The 16,449-nt window shown below is 59.2% G+C and carries 16 protein-coding genes; 6 read left to right on the top strand and 10 right to left on the bottom strand.

Annotated elements, in window-relative coordinates; translation table 11 throughout:
- Positions 1 to 32: 32 nt before the first annotated feature.
- Both proY and brnQ read right to left on the bottom strand, forming a co-directional pair.
- Positions 33 to 1,406 carry a proline-specific permease ProY gene (gene proY, locus SPE70_RS05165; RefSeq protein WP_008805358.1) on the bottom strand — a complete coding sequence of 458 codons (1,374 nt, stop codon included), beginning with the start codon at positions 1,404 to 1,406 and terminating at the stop codon, positions 33 to 35.
- Between the two features lie 86 nt (positions 1,407 to 1,492).
- Entirely contained in the window at positions 1,493 to 2,812 is a 1,320-nt protein-coding gene (brnQ, locus tag SPE70_RS05160; protein WP_008805357.1) for a branched-chain amino acid transporter carrier protein BrnQ, read from the bottom strand.
- On the opposite strand from brnQ, the gene SPE70_RS05155 reads away from it, so the two are divergent.
- Complete coding sequence (locus tag SPE70_RS05155; RefSeq protein WP_153242733.1) at positions 2,804 to 3,145, top strand: hypothetical protein; 342 nt, start codon at positions 2,804 to 2,806, stop codon at positions 3,143 to 3,145. The genes brnQ and SPE70_RS05155 overlap by 9 nt on opposite strands.
- Positions 3,146 to 3,225: 80 nt before the next feature.
- Here the strand turns inward: SPE70_RS05155 and phoR are convergent, their stop codons facing one another.
- Positions 3,226 to 4,521, bottom strand: coding sequence for a phosphate regulon sensor histidine kinase PhoR (phoR, locus tag SPE70_RS05150; protein WP_012968845.1), 1,296 nt, complete (start codon positions 4,519 to 4,521; stop codon positions 3,226 to 3,228).
- A 21-nt stretch (positions 4,522 to 4,542) separates the two neighbouring features.
- Positions 4,543 to 5,232 carry a phosphate response regulator transcription factor PhoB gene (phoB, locus tag SPE70_RS05145; protein ID WP_002890343.1) on the bottom strand — a complete coding sequence of 230 codons (690 nt, stop codon included), beginning with the start codon at positions 5,230 to 5,232 and terminating at the stop codon, positions 4,543 to 4,545.
- 182 nt (positions 5,233 to 5,414) lie between these two features.
- Between phoB and sbcD the strand changes: the two genes are divergently transcribed.
- Positions 5,415 to 6,620 (top strand): exonuclease subunit SbcD, encoded by a 1,206-nt coding sequence (gene sbcD / locus SPE70_RS05140; RefSeq protein ID WP_012542712.1) that lies wholly within the window; start codon positions 5,415 to 5,417, stop codon positions 6,618 to 6,620.
- Positions 6,617 to 9,754, top strand: coding sequence for an exonuclease subunit SbcC (sbcC, locus tag SPE70_RS05135; RefSeq protein WP_136047491.1), 3,138 nt, complete (start codon positions 6,617 to 6,619; stop codon positions 9,752 to 9,754). The genes sbcD and sbcC overlap by 4 nt, the downstream gene beginning before the upstream one ends.
- Before the next feature lie 206 nt (positions 9,755 to 9,960).
- Here the strand turns inward: sbcC and mak are convergent, their stop codons facing one another.
- Positions 9,961 to 10,875: a fructokinase gene (mak, locus tag SPE70_RS05130; RefSeq protein WP_012542714.1), complete on the bottom strand. Its 915-nt coding sequence runs from the start codon at positions 10,873 to 10,875 to the stop codon at positions 9,961 to 9,963.
- A 91-nt stretch (positions 10,876 to 10,966) separates the two neighbouring features.
- Here mak and rdgC point away from each other — a divergent pair, with 91 nt between their 5' ends.
- The gene (gene rdgC / locus SPE70_RS05125) at positions 10,967 to 11,878 is read left to right on the top strand and encodes a recombination-associated protein RdgC (RefSeq protein ID WP_100676212.1); all 912 of its coding nucleotides are present in this window, start codon (positions 10,967 to 10,969) and stop codon (positions 11,876 to 11,878) included.
- Between the two features lie 71 nt (positions 11,879 to 11,949).
- Here the strand turns inward: rdgC and ppnP are convergent, their stop codons facing one another.
- The 4 genes from ppnP to aroL form a co-directional block, all read right to left on the bottom strand.
- The gene (gene ppnP, locus SPE70_RS05120) at positions 11,950 to 12,234 is read right to left on the bottom strand and encodes a pyrimidine/purine nucleoside phosphorylase (RefSeq protein ID WP_002890284.1); all 285 of its coding nucleotides are present in this window, start codon (positions 12,232 to 12,234) and stop codon (positions 11,950 to 11,952) included.
- Positions 12,235 to 12,311: 77 nt separating this feature from the next.
- Positions 12,312 to 12,992 carry an AroM family protein gene (locus SPE70_RS05115; protein ID WP_008805351.1) on the bottom strand — a complete coding sequence of 227 codons (681 nt, stop codon included), beginning with the start codon at positions 12,990 to 12,992 and terminating at the stop codon, positions 12,312 to 12,314.
- Positions 12,993 to 13,241: 249 nt separating this feature from the next.
- Positions 13,242 to 13,433, bottom strand: a complete 192-nt coding sequence (locus SPE70_RS05110; protein WP_008805350.1) for a YaiA family protein — start codon at positions 13,431 to 13,433, stop codon at positions 13,242 to 13,244.
- A 71-nt stretch (positions 13,434 to 13,504) separates the two neighbouring features.
- Positions 13,505 to 14,038 (bottom strand): shikimate kinase AroL, encoded by a 534-nt coding sequence (gene aroL / locus SPE70_RS05105; RefSeq protein ID WP_008805349.1) that lies wholly within the window; start codon positions 14,036 to 14,038, stop codon positions 13,505 to 13,507.
- Positions 14,039 to 14,365: 327 nt separating this feature from the next.
- Between aroL and SPE70_RS05100 the strand changes: the two genes are divergently transcribed.
- Positions 14,366 to 15,061 (top strand): DUF2076 domain-containing protein, encoded by a 696-nt coding sequence (locus tag SPE70_RS05100; protein WP_008805348.1) that lies wholly within the window; start codon positions 14,366 to 14,368, stop codon positions 15,059 to 15,061.
- Here SPE70_RS05100 and SPE70_RS05095 read toward each other — a convergent pair.
- Positions 15,058 to 15,516: a YaiI/YqxD family protein gene (locus tag SPE70_RS05095; protein ID WP_012542717.1), complete on the bottom strand. Its 459-nt coding sequence runs from the start codon at positions 15,514 to 15,516 to the stop codon at positions 15,058 to 15,060. The genes SPE70_RS05100 and SPE70_RS05095 overlap by 4 nt on opposite strands.
- Before the next feature lie 116 nt (positions 15,517 to 15,632).
- On the opposite strand from SPE70_RS05095, the gene proC reads away from it, so the two are divergent.
- Positions 15,633 to 16,442, top strand: coding sequence for a pyrroline-5-carboxylate reductase (gene proC / locus SPE70_RS05090; RefSeq protein ID WP_039104218.1), 810 nt, complete (start codon positions 15,633 to 15,635; stop codon positions 16,440 to 16,442).
- Positions 16,443 to 16,449: the final 7 nt, after the last annotated feature.

Genomic DNA, 16,449 nt, shown 5'->3' with positions numbered 1-16,449 from the left:
CCGGTCGCATGATGCTGACCAGGGCGGTGCATTTACTGTGCCTGCGCCAGACGGCGATCGCGACGGGTCTTAAAGACCCAGCCCAGCAGCAGCAGGCCGATCCACGCCATACCGACATACAGCGAGATACGGGTATCCGGATGATAGCCGATCAGGGCGATAATAAAGGCCAGGAACACCAGGCCGACTACCGTGGTCACCACTCCGCCGGGCACTTTGAATTTCAGCGCCTTGACCTCTTCGGGCGACAGACGGCGGCGGAAGGCAATCTGTGACAACAGGATCATAATCCACACCCACACCGTGGCGAAGGTGGCCAGGGAGGCGATCACCAGGAAGACGTTTTCCGGCATGATGTAATTGAGATACACCGCAAACAATAGCGCAATAGTCATCACCATCACCGTCACCCACGGAATACCGCGGCGCGACGTTTTAGCGAACACCTTCGGCGCGCTGCCCTGCTCAGCCATACCGTGCAGCATACGGCCCACGCCGAACACGTCGGAGTTAATCGCCGACAGGGAGGCTGTCAGGACCACGAAGTTAAGAATACTGGCCGCGAAGGTAATGCCCAGATGCTGGAAGGTCAGGACAAAGGGGCTGCCGTCGGTTCCCACCTGATTCCACGGATAGATGGACATAATGACGAACAGTGTGCCGACGTAGAACACCAGAATACGCATCGGCACCGAGTTGATCGCGCGCGGAATGGATTTCTCCGGGTCTTTCGCCTCACCGGCGGTAATACCGATGATTTCGATGCCGCCGTAGGCGAACATCACCATCTGCAGCGACATCACCATCCCCAGCCAACCGTTGCTGAAGAAGCCGCCGTTGCTCCACAGGTTATGAATGCCGGTCGGCTGGCCGCCGTTGCCGATCCCCCAGATAATAATGCCGAACCCGGCAAGGATCATGATGATAATGGTGGCCACTTTGAAGAACGAGAACCAGAACTCCAGCTCACCAAACACCTTGACGCTCATCAGGTTGACGGCGCAGATGATCAGTACCACGCTGAGCACCCAGATCCAGTGCGGCACCGTCGGGAACCAGACGCCCATGTAGATACCGAAGGCGGTGACGTCGGCGATGGCGACGATCAGGATTTCGAAGCAGTAGGTCCAGCCGGTGATATAGCCCGCCAGTCCGCCGAGGTTTTCCTGGGCATAGCGGGAAAATGAGCTGGCGGCAGGGTTATGCACCGACATCTCACCGAGCGCCCGCATAATGATATATGCCGCGACGCCACCGATAATGTAGGCCAACAGCACGCTGGGTCCGGCCATTTTAATGGCGTCGGCTGAGCCGTAAAAAAGCCCGGTGCCGATGGCGGAACCCAGGGCCATAAAGCGAATATGCCGGGTGCTTAGCCCGCGCTTAAGCTTGTTACTACTTTCCATCGTGGTTTTTCAATGCCGTTTAACACAAAAAATAAAAAACCACGGAACCCGAAGTCCCGTGGTTAAACGCTTTTCCTTAACGCCTGTTAATGGGCGCTGGAAGTCACCTGACGTCCGGCTGCGCGATCCCAGATCACCGCGAGGAACACCATCACGGCGGTGGGCATCAGCCAGGCCAGGCCCTGCTCCGCCAGCGGCAGACGCGCGGTCCAGGCCGGCAGAATCGCGGCAAACGCCGATGACTTAATCCCGTCAATGATACCAAACATCAGGCTGATAAACATGGCCGGTGCGATAACGCGGGACGAATTATGCCACCAACTGCGGGTAAAGCTTAATACAACCAGTGCGATACACGGCGGATAGATAGCGGTCAGCACCGGAATTGACACCTGAATCAGATGGCTCAGACCCAGATTGGAGACCGCCATCGAGAACAGGCCAAGGATAAAGACCAGCGTGCGATAGGAGAACGGCAGATACTGGGCAAAGAACTCGGCGCAGGCGCAGGTCAGGCCCACCGCCGTCACCAGACAAGCGATGAAGATCAGCGCCGCCAGCAGGAAGCTGCCCGCCCCGCCGAAGGTGTGCTGCACGTAGGAGTGCAGAATGGCCGCGCCGTTGGCGGACTGGTCCACGAGAGTGGCGCTGTCAGAACCCAGACGGAACAACGCCAGGTACAGCAGCGTCAGGCCAACGCCTGCCATCAGGCCAGCCCAGACGGTGTAGCGGGTCAACAGACGCGCTTCGCTGACGCCGCGGGAGCGTGCCGCATTGACAATCACGATCCCGAACACCATCGCGCCGAGGGTATCCATGGTCAGGTAGCCGTTGACGAAGCCATTGGAGAATGGCGCCGTACGATACGCTTCCAGCGCGTCGCTGATCGGGCCCGCTGGCCAGATGATGGCCGCGACCGCCAGCACAATCAGGGCGATAATTTTCAGCGGCGCAAGGAAGTTGCCCACGGTGTCCAGCAGTTTGCCCGGATAGAGGGAGACCAGAATCACCAGCGCGAAATAGATAACGCTGTAGATCAGCAGCGGCAGCGGGCCGTCGCCGGTCAGCGGCGCAATACCGACCTCAAAGGAGACGGTCGCGGTGCGCGGGGTCGCGAACAGCGGTCCCACCGCGAGATAACACACCACCGCCAGCAGGATACCCGCCACTTTACCAATCGGGGTGCTCAGGCTTTCAACGCCGCCGCCGACTTTCGCCAGCGCCACCACCGTCAGCACCGGCAGACCCACCGCAGTGATCAGGAAGCCGATCGCCGCTGTCCAGACGTGCTCGCCCGCCTGTAAGCCAACCATCGGAGGGAAAATTATGTTGCCTGCGCCAACAAACAACGCGAAGGTCATAAAGCCCAACGCTATGATGTCGCGAGATTTTAACTGATGGGTCATAAATTCATTACTGCCTGTGGATGTGGTGTTGTAAAAAATGGAAAAATACCGCGCTCCCCTCTCAGGGACGATACAGCGGCCATTGCCGGTAAACTCAGCGAGATATGCTCCCGAAGCGGCGTGGGAAAGAATTGTTTTTGGTATTACCACGCAAAAGCAGTCTGTCATCGACTGCGCAGGCGCAATTTAAACGCTTATAACGTTTTAAAGCAAGGCACGATCGCAAAAGCAGATGATTATGCTGGTTATCAGTTTCACACCAGAATCATTTACCATATTGATGGAAAACCCGTGGCTTATCATGCGAACAAAAAAGCAGCACGCGTTCATTAAATAGGCGAGGAAAAAAGGGATGCCAACGAAAATGACCAGCCGGGGCTGGTCATTGGCAAGATAAGCTGACAGCACGCCGATCAGGCGTCGTTTCTGGCAATTAATCGTTCCGGGAGCAGGAAGCTAAAACGGGTTCCCTTGCCCACCGTGCTGTCGATCTCCAGCCGGCTGTCATGATGGTTGACCGCGTGTTTGACGATCGCCAGTCCCAGACCGCTGCCCCCCGTTTGCCGGGAGCGAGCTTTATCCACCCGATAAAAACGCTCGGTCAAACGGGGAATATGCTCTGGCGCAATGCCTGGCCCATTATCCTCGACGCTGAACAGCGCCCCCTGCGGGGTCCGCTGCCAGCTGACGCGAATTTCGGTCCCCGGCGGGGTGTGGTTCACCGCGTTATAGACCAGATTGGAAATGGCGCTGCGCAGTTGCTCCTCATTACCCAACACCTTGAGCTGCTCGTCAACGGTGAAGATCAGCGTCTGTTTCTCCTGGCTGAGAGTTTGCGCCTCGCGCTCCACCACCCGCAGCATCATCGGCACGTCGATGCGGTCATTCATCGCCAGCGCCGGCGCGGCTTCAATGCGCGACAGCGTCAGCAACTGCTTCACCAGCCCTTCCATACGCTGAGTTTGCTCTCGCATGGTGTGCAGGGCTTTTTCCCGCGTCGCCCCCTCCAGTACCTGCTCCTGCATCATCTCCAGATAGCCCTGCAGCACCGTCAGCGGGGTGCGCAGTTCATGGCTGACGTTGGCGAAAAAGTTCCGCCGCGCCCCTTCCAGCTGATGCATCTGCGTCACGTCGCGCGCCACCATCAGCCACTGCTTATCGGTGTAAGGCATCACGCGAATTTCCAGATGGCGAGCGTTATTCAGCACCAGGTTGAGTGGCTTAGAAAAATCACGCTGTTTCAGATAGTTGGCGAACTCGGGATAACGCAGGAGGTTGAGAATATTTTGGCCACTGTCGTCCGGCCAGCGCAGGTTTAAAATCTGCTGCGCCAGGCCATTACACCAGAAAATGGCCCCCTCTTCCGTGGTCAGTACAACCGCATCCGGCAGCGATTCCGCCCCGCTGCGAAAGCGTTTAATCAGGCTTCCCAGCTCGCGTCGACGCTTTTTATTACGCATCTGCATCTGATGCAGACCATACAGCAGCGGCTCCCAGCTGCCGCGTCCAGGCGGAGGAGTCATGCTCCGATCCACCCACAACCACCACGACAGGCGCATCAAATTCCAGAAATGCCAGATCAGCAAACCGGTCACTGCCGCCAGTAAAAACCACGGCAGATGACCCACAAACGCCCCCAGAATCAGGGCCGGAATACACGCTAAAAAGAGCTCCAGCGCCAGCCTTTTCCATGACAGCCGTTCCAGCACGGGTCACACTCCTGTCAAAATTCAGAAACGGGCGGAGAAACGATACCCCGTGCCGCGAACCGTTTGCACCATGCGATCATGGCCACTGTGTTCCAGCGCTTTGCGCAGGCGGCGAATATGGACGTCCACCGTGCGGTCTTCCACATAGACGTTGGTTCCCCAGACGTGGTTCAGCAGCTGCTCGCGGCTGTACACTCGCTCAGGATGGGTCATAAAGAAGTGCAATAATTTAAATTCCGTCGGCCCCATGTCCAGCGGACTGTCGCCGGTCATCACCCGATGCGACGAAGGGTCGAGGCTCAGACCCTGCATTTCGATCACCTCTTCCACCGCCATCGGCGAAATACGGCGCATCACCGCTTTGATTCGCGCCACCAGCTCTTTCGGTGAGAAAGGCTTGGTAATGTAGTCGTCCGCGCCGGTCTCCAGGCCGCGAACACGATCCTCTTCTTCTCCACGCGCGGTCAGCATCACAACCGGGATATCCCGCGTCATCGCCTCGCGCTTGAGCAACTTAATAAACTGCAGCCCCGAACCACCCGGCAGCATCCAGTCAAGGAGAATCAAATCAGGCCAGGGTTCATTGAGTTGATTCACCGCGCTGTCATAATCTTCCGCCTCGACGGGCTGAAAGCCATTTTGCTCCAGAACAAAGCAGACCATTTCGCGGATTGGAGCTTCATCTTCAACGACCAGAATTCTTCTCGCCATTATTTACCCTGTGTTTTTTAGCCATCAGTATAGAAGTGCGGCGTCATTATGCGTCACTTTTGTGACAGATTTATGAAAAAAATGACGGTCTGATGATCGGGTAATTTGAAGCATGACGCGGACTTACCCCGCGCCGACAAATGATATACTGCCGCCCATGCTTTTTTCGCTAGGGAAGATTTATGCGCCTCCTTCACACCTCCGACTGGCATTTGGGCCAGAATTTTTACAGCAAAAGCCGCGCGGCAGAACACGACGCTTTTCTTACCTGGCTGCTGGCCCGCGCGCAGGAGCATGAAGTCGACGCCATTATCGTGGCTGGCGATATTTTTGATACCGGCTCGCCGCCGAGCTATGCCCGCGAGCTGTATAACCGTTTTGTCGTCCAGTTGCAGCAGACCGGCTGTCGCCTGGTGGTGCTGGCGGGCAATCACGATTCAGTGGCGATGCTCAATGAGTCCCGCGATATTCTCGCCTTTTTGCACACCACCGTGGTGGCGAACGCCGGCTACGCGCCCATTGAGCTGCCGTTGCGCGACGGCACCCCTGGCGCCATCTTTTGCCCGGTGCCGTTTTTACGCCCCCGCGAGCTGGTTACCAGTCAGGCCGGCCACTCCGGTCGGGAAAAACAGCAACAGCTACTGCACGCCATCAGCGACTATTATCAGGAGCAGTATCAGCAGGCCTGCGCGCTGCGCGGCGATCGGCCGCTGCCCATCATTGCCAGCGGCCACCTGACCACCGTCGGCGCCAGCAAAAGCGATGCCGTCCGCGACATTTACATCGGCACGCTGGATGCCTTTCCGGCGCAACACTTCCCGCCTGCCGACTACATTGCGCTGGGCCATATTCATCGGGCGCAGGTGGTCGGTGGCTGCGAGCACATCCGCTACAGCGGCTCGCCGCTGCCGCTGAGCTTCGATGAAACCGGCAAAGCCAAATCGGTGCACCTGGTGAGTTTTAACGACGGGCGCCTCAGCGCCGTGGAAACCCTGGAGGTGCCCGTGACCCAGCCGCTGGCAGTGATCAAAGGCGATCTGGCCGCCATCACCGCCCAGCTGGAGCAGTGGCGCGGCGTCGAGCAGGACCCGCCGGTGTGGCTGGATATCGAAATTACCACCGAGGACTACCTGCACGATATTCAGCGTCATATTCAGGCGCTGACGGAGGATCTGCCGGTGGAAGTGTTGCTGGTACGACGCAGCCGCGAGCAGCGCGAGAAAATATTGCTCAACGCCCAGCGGGAGACCCTTAGCGAACTGAAGGTGGAAGAGGTGTTCGAGCGCCGGCTGGCGCTGACCGAGATTGACGATGACAAGCGCGCCCGGCTGCACGAGCTGTTCACCCATACGCTGCATACGCTCACCGCGGAGGACGAAAACGCATGAAAATCCTCAGTCTGCGTCTGAAAAACCTCAACTCCCTGAAGGGTGAATGGAAGATAGACTTTACCGCCGAGCCGTTCGTCAGCAACGGCCTGTTCGCCATTACCGGCGCCACCGGCGCCGGCAAAACCACCCTGCTCGATGCCATTTGCCTGGCGCTTTATCACGAGACGCCGCGCCTGAATAAAGTTTCCCAGTCGCAAAATGACCTGATGACCCGCGATACCGCCGAATGTCTGGCGGAAGTCGAGTTTGAAGTCAAAGGCACCGCCTACCGCGCTTTCTGGAGCCAGAACCGGGCACGCAACCAACCGGATGGCAATCTGCAGGCGCCCCGCGTCGAGCTGGCACGCTGCGCCGACGGCAAAATCCTCGCCGATAAGGTCTCGGACAAACTGGAGCAAACCGCGACGCTCACCGGGCTAGACTATGGCCGTTTCACCCGCTCGATGCTGCTTTCCCAGGGACAATTTGCCGCCTTCCTGAACGCGAAGCCGAGCGATCGCGCGGAGCTGCTGGAGGAGCTGACCGGCACGGAAATCTACGGCCAGATTTCGGCCATGGTCTACGAACAGCACAAAGCTGCTCGCCACGCGCTGGAGAAGTTCGAAGCCCAGGCGGCGGGCATCGTTCTGCTGACGGAAGCGCAGCAGCAGGCGCTGCAGGAAAGTTTGCAGGTACTCACTGACGAAGAAAAAACCCTGCTAACGCAGCAACAAAACCAGCAACAGCAGCTTCAGTGGCTGACGCGCTGCGACGAGCTGGCGCAGCAGCACCAGCAGGCGGTTAGCCGGCAGCAGCAGGCCCGCCAGGCGCTGACCGACGCCGCCCCGGCGCTGGCGAAGCTTGAGCTGGCCCAGCCGGCCGCCCAACTGCGCCCCCTGTGGGAGCGTCAGCAGGAACAGGTGGCAGGTCTGGCGCAAACCCGGCAACGGATCAACGAAGTAAATGCTCGCTTACTTGCCTGCACCGCGCAGCGCGCGCGCATCCGCCGCAGCGCCCTGCTCGCTCAGCAGCAGCGTCAGGCTGAACTGACGGACCTGGCGCAGTGGCTGGCGGCCCATGACCGATTCCGCTTATGGGGCCAGGAGATTGCCGGCTGGCGGGCGCAATTCTCGCAACTGACGCGCGATAAACAGCAGCTAACGGCTCAGACCACCCGCCTGGCCGCGCTGCGCCAGAAACTAAGCGCTCTGCCGGCCAGCTCCCTGTCATTGTCCGCAGAGGAAGTCGCGGCGGCGATGGCGCAGCAAACGCAATCGCGGCCGCTGCGCCAGCGGCTGCTCTCCCTGCATGAACAGCATCAGCAGTTGCACAAACGCCTGCGGCAGAGCGCCGAGAACATCCAGCAGGCGCAAACGGAGCAGGCAAAACTCAATGCCACCCTGACGCAACGTCGGGAGCAATATAAAGACAAAAACCAGCACTATCTCGACCTGAAGGCGCTCTGCCAGCGGGAAGAAACGATTAAAGATCTGGAAGGTTACCGCGCCCGGCTTGAGGCGGGGAAGCCCTGCCCGCTGTGCGGATCCTGTGAACATCCGGCGATTGAGCAATACGCCTCCCTAACGGTCACGGATAATCAGCGCCGCCGCGACGCGCTGGAAAAAGAGGTCGCCGCGCTGAAAGAAGAAGGTCTGCTGGTCCTCGGGCAGGTCAACGCCCTGACGCAGCAGCTCCAGCGTGAGACCGAAGCGGCCCGGCGGCTCACAGAGGAAGAGCAAGCGCTCACTAAAGCGTGGCAGGAAACCTGCGCCGCTCTGCAGGTCACGCGGGATATTGCGCAAGAGATAAACGACTGGATGCAGGAGCAGGAGCGCTACGAGCAGCAGCTCTATCAGCTCAGCCAGCGTCTGATGTTACAGAGCCAGCTCAACGACCAGCAAGCGCTGGAGCGCCAGGCTCACCAGCAGCTGGAGACCACGCGCCAGGGGCTGGAGAACGCCCTGCAGACGCTGTCGCTCAGCCTGCCGGAAGAAGGCGCAGAAGCCGCCTGGCTGCACGCTCGCGAAAGCGAATTTGCCCGGTGGCAGGCGCAACAGACGCGGCATGGCGTGCTCCAGGAGCAGATCGCCGCCCTGAAACCGCTGCTCGATACGCTGCCGCCCGGCGATGAGGATGACGCGGAGGCTGAGCCGGTGATCCCGGACAACTGGCGCGAAATCCACGAGGAATGCCTGTCGCTGCACAGCCAGCTTGTCGCCCAGCAGCAACTGGAGACCGAAGAAACGGCGCGCGTACATCAGTCACAGACGCAATTCACGACTGCCCTGGCCGCCAGCCGCTTCAACGATCGGGAGGCGTTCCTCGCCGCACTGCTGGATGACGAGACCGCCCAGCGGCTGACGCAGTTAAAACAGTCGCTTGAGCAGCAGCTTCAGCAAGCGACGGTGCTCTGCGAGCAGGCGACTCAGCAGCAACAGGCGCATCTGGCGCTGCGGCCGCAAGGATCAGACGCGGACGGCCCCACCCTGCAAACGCAGCTGCACGCCCTGGCCCAGCGGCTGCGGGACAACACGACCCGTCAGGGTGAGATCCGCCAGCAGCTCAGGCAGGATAATGAAAGCCGCCAGCAGCAGCAGGCGCTGGGGCAGCAGATTGCAGAGGCGGCGCAGCTGGCGGACGACTGGGGCTATCTGAATTCGCTGATCGGCTCCAGCACCGGCGACCGGTTCCGCAAATTCGCCCAGGGGCTGACCCTCGATAATCTGGTCTGGCTGGCAAACCAGCAGCTCAACCGCCTGCACGGCCGCTATCTGCTGCAACGCAAGGCCAGCGAGGCGCTGGAGCTGGAGGTTGTCGATACCTGGCAGGCCGACGCCGTGCGCGACACCCGCACCCTCTCCGGCGGCGAAAGTTTCCTCGTCAGCCTGGCGCTGGCCCTGGCGCTGTCAGACCTGGTGAGCCATAAGACACGGATTGACTCCCTGTTTCTCGATGAAGGCTTTGGCACCCTCGACAGCGAAACGCTGGATACGGCGCTGGACGCCCTGGATGCCCTTAACGCCAGTGGCAAAATTATCGGGGTGATCAGCCACGTGGAGGCAATGAAGGAACGTATTCCGGTGCAGATCAAAGTGAAGAAGATAAATGGCCTGGGCTACAGTCGGCTGGACAGAGTGTTTGCGGTGGAGTGAGGTCTGAATTATTGCGATGTCCCCTCACCCTAACCCTCTCCCGGAGGGAGAGGGAACCGTCCGGCGCCGGTCTGTAATTTCGCACGCTATTGCGATTCCCCTCTCCCTGCAGGATGAGGGGTTCCCGGCCACTGCCTCTACCACCCGCACCGTACCGCTTTTCTCCCTCTCCCTGCAGGGAGAGGGCCGGGGTGAGGGGGAGCGGTTCAGGTCCCCTGGAGCGGCCACAGCCAGGCCGCGCCGCGTACTCCGCTGGAGTCACCGTGCAACGCTTTGCGGATCGGCGTTTCACACTCGCCGCCGAAGACCCACTGCTTCACCAGGTCCGGTACCGTTTGATACAGACGCTCGACGTTGCTCATCCCGCCGCCCAGCACGATAACGTCCGGGTCGAGGATATTCACCACGTGGGCCAGCGATTTCGCCAGCCGCTGTTCATAGCGGCTCAGCGCCAGTTCGGCCTTTTCGTCACCTTCGCCCACCAGACGCATAATCTCGCTGCCAGTTAACCCCTTGCCGCTCAGCCGCTGGTAGTCGGTGGCAAAGCCGGTGCCGGAGATAAAGGTTTCGATACATCCCTGTTTACCGCAGTAGCAGGGCACTTCCGCACGATAGCGCAGCTCATCGTCGTTCATCCACGGCAGCGGGTTATGCCCCCACTCGCCGGCGTTACCGTTGCCGCCGATATGCGCCCGCCCGTTGAGCGCCACCCCGGCGCCGCAGCCAGTGCCGATAATCACCGCAAACACCGTTTGCGCCCCCGCCGCCGCGCCGTCCACCGCCTCCGACACCGCCAGACAGTTGGCGTCGTTGGCCAGCCGGACTTCACGCTCAAGGCGCAGGCTGAGATCCTTATCAAAGGGCTGGCCGTTGAGCCAGGTCGAGTTGGCGTTTTTCACCACCCCGGTATAGGGCGAAATTGCGCCAGGAATGCCCATCCCCACGGTACCCTGCTGTCCGGTCGCCTGCTCGGCCATCGCTACCAGGGTGGCGATAGTCTCGATGGTTTGCCGGTAGTCCTCACGCGGCGTGGGTAACCGGTGGCGAAACAGCTGCTCTCCCTGGTCGCTCAGGGCTATCACTTCGGTTTTTGTTCCACCTAAATCAATACCAATACGCACGCTCAGCTCCTCACCCCGATTAACAATGCAAGCATAGCGACAATTCGCTATCATGCCCGCCTGATTTAACGACAAAGCCGTGGAAATTATCATGCTGTGGTTCAAAAATTTAATGGTTTACCGTCTCAGCCGCGATATCGAATTGCGCGCCGAGGAGATGGAAAAACAGCTGGCCGAGCTGACATTTACCCCGTGTGGCAGCCAGGATATGGCGAAAACCGGTTGGGTGTCGCCGATGGGATCGCACAGCGACGCGCTGACGCATACGGCAAACGGCCAGATCGTTATCTGCGCGCGTAAAGAAGAAAAGATCCTGCCGTCGCCGGTGATCAAGCAGGCGCTGGAGGCGAAGATCCAGAAGCTGGAAGCCGATCAGGGCCGCAAGCTGAAGAAGACCGAGAAAGATTCCCTGAAAGATGAAGTGTTGCACTCGCTGCTGCCGCGCGCCTTCAGCCGCTTCAGCCAGACGATGATGTGGATCGATACCGTCAACGGCCTGATCATGGTCGACTGCGCCAGCGCGAAGAAAGCGGAAGACACGCTGGCCCTGCTGCGTAAAACCCTCGGCTCGCTGCCGGTGGTGCCGCTGACCCTGGAGAATCCGATTGAGCTGACGCTGACCGAATGGGTCCGCTCCGGCACCGTGGCGCAGGGCTTCCAGCTGCTGGATGAAGCCGAGCTGAAAGCGATGCTGGAAGATGGCGGCGTGATCCGCGCCAAGAAACAGGATCTGGTCAGCGACGAAATCGCCGTGCACATTGAGGCCGGGAAGGTCGTCACCAAGCTGGCGCTGGACTGGCAGCAGCGTATTCAGTTTGTGATCTGCGACGATGCGTCAATTAAGCGCCTCAAGTTCTGCGATGAATTACGTGACCAAAACGAAGATATCGATCGGGAGGATTTCGCCCAGCGCTTTGACGCCGACTTTATCTTAATGACCGGCGAGCTGGCTGCCCTGATCCAAAGCCTGGTAGAAGGGCTCGGCGGCGAAGCGCAGCGCTAAGCGCCGCTTTCCTTCCTGCCAGGCAGGAAGGAAAAAACAACCCGGCGGCAGGCGCCGGGTGTCACTCTGGCTTACAGATAGCGGCACAGATAAGAGGTTGGCTCAGCCACCTGCAGATGAAATTCGCTGTTGCCTGGCACATTGAAAACTTCGCCGGCGGCGTAAACTTTCCACTCAGTCTCACCCGGCAGCAGGACATTCAGCGCCCCGCTGACCACCGTCATCTCTTCCGGCTGCGCCGTACCAAAGGTGTATTCCCCTTCCGCCATCACGCCAACGCTGGCGCGACCGGTACTGCTGCTGGTGAAGCCAATGGATTTCACTTTTCCGTCAAAGTATTCATTGCTTTGAAGCATAAACAAGCCCTTCTGATCGTCGGTTAAAGGCTCAATATAGGGGGCGCTCCTTGCCCCTGTCACGTGAAATTAACACATTAGACCAATAGTTCTGCCGCCAGTCGGGAAACCAGCACATTCGACAGCAAAACCGGGACGTCCAGGGCTTTTTGTAACACATCGCGGTGATGCTGATAGTAACCGAGACAGTCGAGGACCAGCACGTCGGCGCCCTGCTCCAGCAGCGTTTTGCCGGCGCTTAATAACTCACTGTCGCTGCCGGTAAAAGGGTTGGCCAGCGCGTAGTACGGCGACTTTTCCAGCGAGAGCCACTTTTGCCGCTGCATAGGCATGATCTCTTCCACCGGCACGATCACCCCCACCTGATGCCCATCGACGATCGACGCCACCAGCGGCGGGATGATCCGCTGCGGCTCAAGAAGGATCGCATGGTGGGTGGTAAAACCGCTTAACTGTTCGGAGCTAAGCAACAGGATCACATCATAGTTCTGCCGATCCAGCATCGCGATCACGCTGCGGATATCGCGTTCAATTTTCTGCCGCGATACCATCACCAGCTGGTTATCATTGAGCAAGGTCAGCAGGCCCTGCTCGCCGTCACCCACCGCGTACTCTTTGGTTACCTCAGCATGTGTCATATCGCCCAGCAAACTAATGTGGGTGATCTGTTCTTCCCTGATATGTTCGGTCAGGAGCGGCAACACTCCCGCCAGCGGCACAACGCCGATGGTCAAAATTGCCATCGTTGCACTACTCATATCATGTACCTTTTCACTACCACTGCTTCAAGACAGACTTACCACACACGGCATCCGCCCCCCTGGTGAGTAAAAATCAACCGTCGAGAAGCGTAGCAGTTCCGCGCCGCGGTTGAATGTAAAGATTGCCGGGCGACAGCGGCGTGCCTGAAAAATCCGTGTGTTAGATATTCATTAGTACGACTGATAAATAAAAAATGTGAGATACGCCCGATATTGCCAGTATGGCCGGCAATCCGGGCTCAGGGGTTACGACTTATCAGGATCTTCATAGCGCCGCTTGGCATCCACGGCTTCCTGCTCGGTAGGATGTTCGCTGATCAGCGAATTGGGTTCAGGATAATCCGCGCGGAGTTGATACCAGGTGACGGTCTGACCCTGCGGGCCTTTCTCTACCGCAACCACGCGCGCTTCTCTCGGATATGGGGGCCTGTTTGGCATAGTTCTTCCTTCTTCTGGTATCAGAACTATCAAGTATAGGCGCCCCTCGCCGCCTTAATGTAAGTAAATTCTTAACTTACCGGGGTTGCCGTCGCGCCGCACAGCATGGTCATAATCTGCTCCACCACCCGATCCGGGGAGGCCGTGGCATCGACAATATGATGGGCGGCATCACGGTATAAGGCTTCGCGCTGCGCCAACACCTCGCCCACTTCCTCACGTACCGGCTTACCGGTAAGCGTCGGCCGCTGTTCGGCTTTTGGGTAGGCCTCCAGACGATCAATGAGCGCCGACACCGAGGCCTGCAGATAGATCACCACGCCGTTCTCCCGCATAAACTGGCGATTACCTTCCGCCAGCACAATACCGCCGCCGGTGGCGATCACCGTATTCGGCAGAGTCACGGCCTTCAGCGACAGGGTCTCCAGTTCGCGAAAACGCGCCCACCCTTCTGCCTGCACGATCTCGGCCACCGTCCGCTGCTCATGGGCCTGCAGCCGATGATCGGTATCGGAGAACTGAAAATGCCGCGCTCGCGCCAGCGCATGACCGACGGTGGTTTTACCGCAGCCGCGTGGCCCGATGAGAAAGATTGGCTGTGTCATGACCGAAGACCCCCTGGTTCCGCCTGTCGTAAAATATGAAAACGAAAGAACGTATTATCGCTGTTTGTTCCGTAACGTAGTCGTAAACAAAACGTTACACAACTTCTTTACACCCCATCACCACAGTGACAAAAGGGGCTCTTGATGTAAACTTATCATTGCATTAAGTGTTTAACCAGCTTTACTTTCGGCTGGGCGTTATTTTTTATCCAACGCTGGCGTAAACGGTAACACATTTATGCATAGCTTTACGAAGCAACATATTTACAACATCGTGTTTCAGACGCACCCTGATGCCTATTCGACAGTGTGACAGAGGAATGTAACATGCAATCTGAAGAACAACGCCTTATTGATGGACTGTTTTCCCGGCTAAAAGAGGCTGAGGCGCACAGTGCATCGCGCGATACCAGCGCCGAGGAGCGGATTGCCCAACATGTGAGCGCGCAGCCGGCGGCCCCCTACTATATGGCGCAAACCATTCTTATCCAGGAAGCCGCGATTAAACAGCTTAACGATCGCATCCAGGCGCTGGAGAGCCAGGTCAGCCAGCTGCAGGCGGCGAAGCCCAGCAGCGGCGGATTCCTCTCCGGCCTGTTTGGCGGTGGCGGCTCGTCACGCGGCTCTGACCCCATCCCGGGCGCGGAGCAATACGGTCGCCCGCAGGCCAGCGCCCAGCCGCAGTATGCCTCGCCGCAACAGCAACCGAACTATGCCCCGCAGGCAGCGGCACGCGGCGGCGGCTTTATGGCGGGCGCGCTGCAAACGGCCGCAGGCGTAGCGGGCGGCGTGGTGCTGGGCAATATGCTGACCAACATGTTCAGCGGCTCGCACCCGCAGGAGATCGTTAATATCATCGAAGAGCAGCCGCAGCCTGATGCCGCCGCGCAGGACGCCACCGCGGGTGACGATCCGTTCCGCCAGGGAGACGATCAGTTCCTTGCCGACAACACCTGGAACGACGACTTCGACGCCGGCTTTGGCGACGATGATATTGGCAGCGACGACGATAGCTGGGTTTAACCCTGCTGACGCTTAACCGCCAGCAACCACTTCTCCAGCTCGGCGGCAAACTGTTGCCGGTCGCGCTGCGATAAACTATCCGGGCCGCCGGTCTGCACGCCGCTGGCCCGTAATGTCTCCATAAAATCCCGCATCGTCAGGCGCTCGCGGATCGTCGCCTCGCTGTAACGTTCCCCGCGCGGATTCAGCGCCGCCCCGCCCTTCGCCAGCACCTCTGCCGCCAGCGGGATGTCGGCGGTGATGACTAAATCTCCCGCCGCGCACTGGCGAACGATTTCGTTATCCGCCACGTCAAAACCTTGTTCAACCCGCAGAGTGCGGATGAAACGCGACGGCGGTACGCGCAGCGGCTGATTCGCCACCAGCGTCACCGGGATCTGGGTTCGCTCTGCCGCGCGGAACAAAATCTCTTTAATCACGTTCGGACACGCGTCCGCATCTACCCAAATAGCCATGCCAGCTCCTGTTACCTGCAATAAGTGACGCCAATGTTACCTGCTTTTCTCCCCCATGAAAGCGCCAGGATGGTAAGCTAATCAGATCGTAACGAAAAAAGCAGAGGGGAATGGTGATGGATAAGAAAATTGGCTTTATCGGCTGCGGCAATATGGGTAAGGCCATTCTGGGTGGACTGATCGCCAGCGGCCAGGTACAGCCGGGACAAATCTGGGTCTATACCCCGTCGCCGGATAAGGTTGCGGCTCTGCGCGACCAGTATGGCATCAACGCCGCCGGGAGCGCTCAGGAAGTGGCGCAGATTGCCGATATCGTCTTCGGCGCGGTTAAGCCGGGGATCATGACCAAAGTGCTGGGCGACGTCGCCTCAAGCCTGAATAAAGAGTCGCTGGTGGTCTCCATCGCCGCCGGGGTCACGCTTGAGCAACTGGCGCGCGCCCTCGGTCACGATCGCAAAATTATTCGCGCGATGCCCAATACGCCGTCACTGGTCAACGCCGGTATGACCTCCGTCACGCCTAACGCGCTGGTAAGCAGCGAAGACGTGGCCGAAGTGCTGACCATGTTCCGCTGCTTTGGCCAGGCGGAACAAATTGCCGAGCCGATGATCCATCCGGTGGTGGGCGTGAGCGGCTCCGCGCCGGCCTATGTCTTTATGTTTATCGAAGCGATGGCCGATGCCGCCGTCCTCGGCGGCATGCCGCGCGCCCAGGCCTATAAATTCGCCGCCCAGGCGGTAATGGGCTCCGCCAAAATGGTGCTGGAGAGCGGCGAGCATCCGGGGGCGCTGAAAGATATGGTCTGCTCGCCTGGCGGGACCACCATCGAAGCCGTCCGCGTACTGGAAGAGAAAGGGTTCCGCTCCGCGGTGATCGAAGCCATCACCCAATGTATGGAGAAATCAGAGAAACTGAGCCGCTCCTGAGCCTGAG

Origin of the sequence: Klebsiella sp. ZJOU C1 (assembly GCF_035620215.1) — a bacterium.
Lineage (GTDB): Bacteria > Pseudomonadota > Gammaproteobacteria > Enterobacterales > Enterobacteriaceae > Klebsiella > Klebsiella variicola.
This window is presented reverse-complemented; position numbering and strand designations above follow the sequence as displayed.

What these genes read in the sequence shown, in the direction of transcription:
- proY (WP_008805358.1), bottom strand. Translation starts at nt 1,406, where the DNA reads ATGGAAAGTAGTAACAAGCTTAAGCGCGGGCTAAGCACCCGGCATATT.
- SPE70_RS05155 (WP_153242733.1), top strand. Translation starts at nt 2,804, where the DNA reads ATGGGTCATAAATTCATTACTGCCTGTGGATGTGGTGTTGTAAAAAAT.
- brnQ (WP_008805357.1), bottom strand. Translation starts at nt 2,812, where the DNA reads ATGACCCATCAGTTAAAATCTCGCGACATCATAGCGTTGGGCTTTATG.
- phoB (WP_002890343.1), bottom strand. Translation starts at nt 5,232, where the DNA reads ATGGCGAGAAGAATTCTGGTCGTTGAAGATGAAGCTCCAATCCGCGAA.
- sbcD (WP_012542712.1), top strand. Translation starts at nt 5,415, where the DNA reads ATGCGCCTCCTTCACACCTCCGACTGGCATTTGGGCCAGAATTTTTAC.
- sbcC (WP_136047491.1), top strand. Translation starts at nt 6,617, where the DNA reads ATGAAAATCCTCAGTCTGCGTCTGAAAAACCTCAACTCCCTGAAGGGT.
- rdgC (WP_100676212.1), top strand. Translation starts at nt 10,967, where the DNA reads ATGCTGTGGTTCAAAAATTTAATGGTTTACCGTCTCAGCCGCGATATC.
- ppnP (WP_002890284.1), bottom strand. Translation starts at nt 12,234, where the DNA reads ATGCTTCAAAGCAATGAATACTTTGACGGAAAAGTGAAATCCATTGGC.
- SPE70_RS05115 (WP_008805351.1), bottom strand. Translation starts at nt 12,992, where the DNA reads ATGAGTAGTGCAACGATGGCAATTTTGACCATCGGCGTTGTGCCGCTG.
- SPE70_RS05110 (WP_008805350.1), bottom strand. Translation starts at nt 13,433, where the DNA reads ATGCCAAACAGGCCCCCATATCCGAGAGAAGCGCGCGTGGTTGCGGTA.
- aroL (WP_008805349.1), bottom strand. Translation starts at nt 14,038, where the DNA reads ATGACACAGCCAATCTTTCTCATCGGGCCACGCGGCTGCGGTAAAACC.
- SPE70_RS05100 (WP_008805348.1), top strand. Translation starts at nt 14,366, where the DNA reads ATGCAATCTGAAGAACAACGCCTTATTGATGGACTGTTTTCCCGGCTA.
- SPE70_RS05095 (WP_012542717.1), bottom strand. Translation starts at nt 15,516, where the DNA reads ATGGCTATTTGGGTAGATGCGGACGCGTGTCCGAACGTGATTAAAGAG.
- proC (WP_039104218.1), top strand. Translation starts at nt 15,633, where the DNA reads ATGGATAAGAAAATTGGCTTTATCGGCTGCGGCAATATGGGTAAGGCC.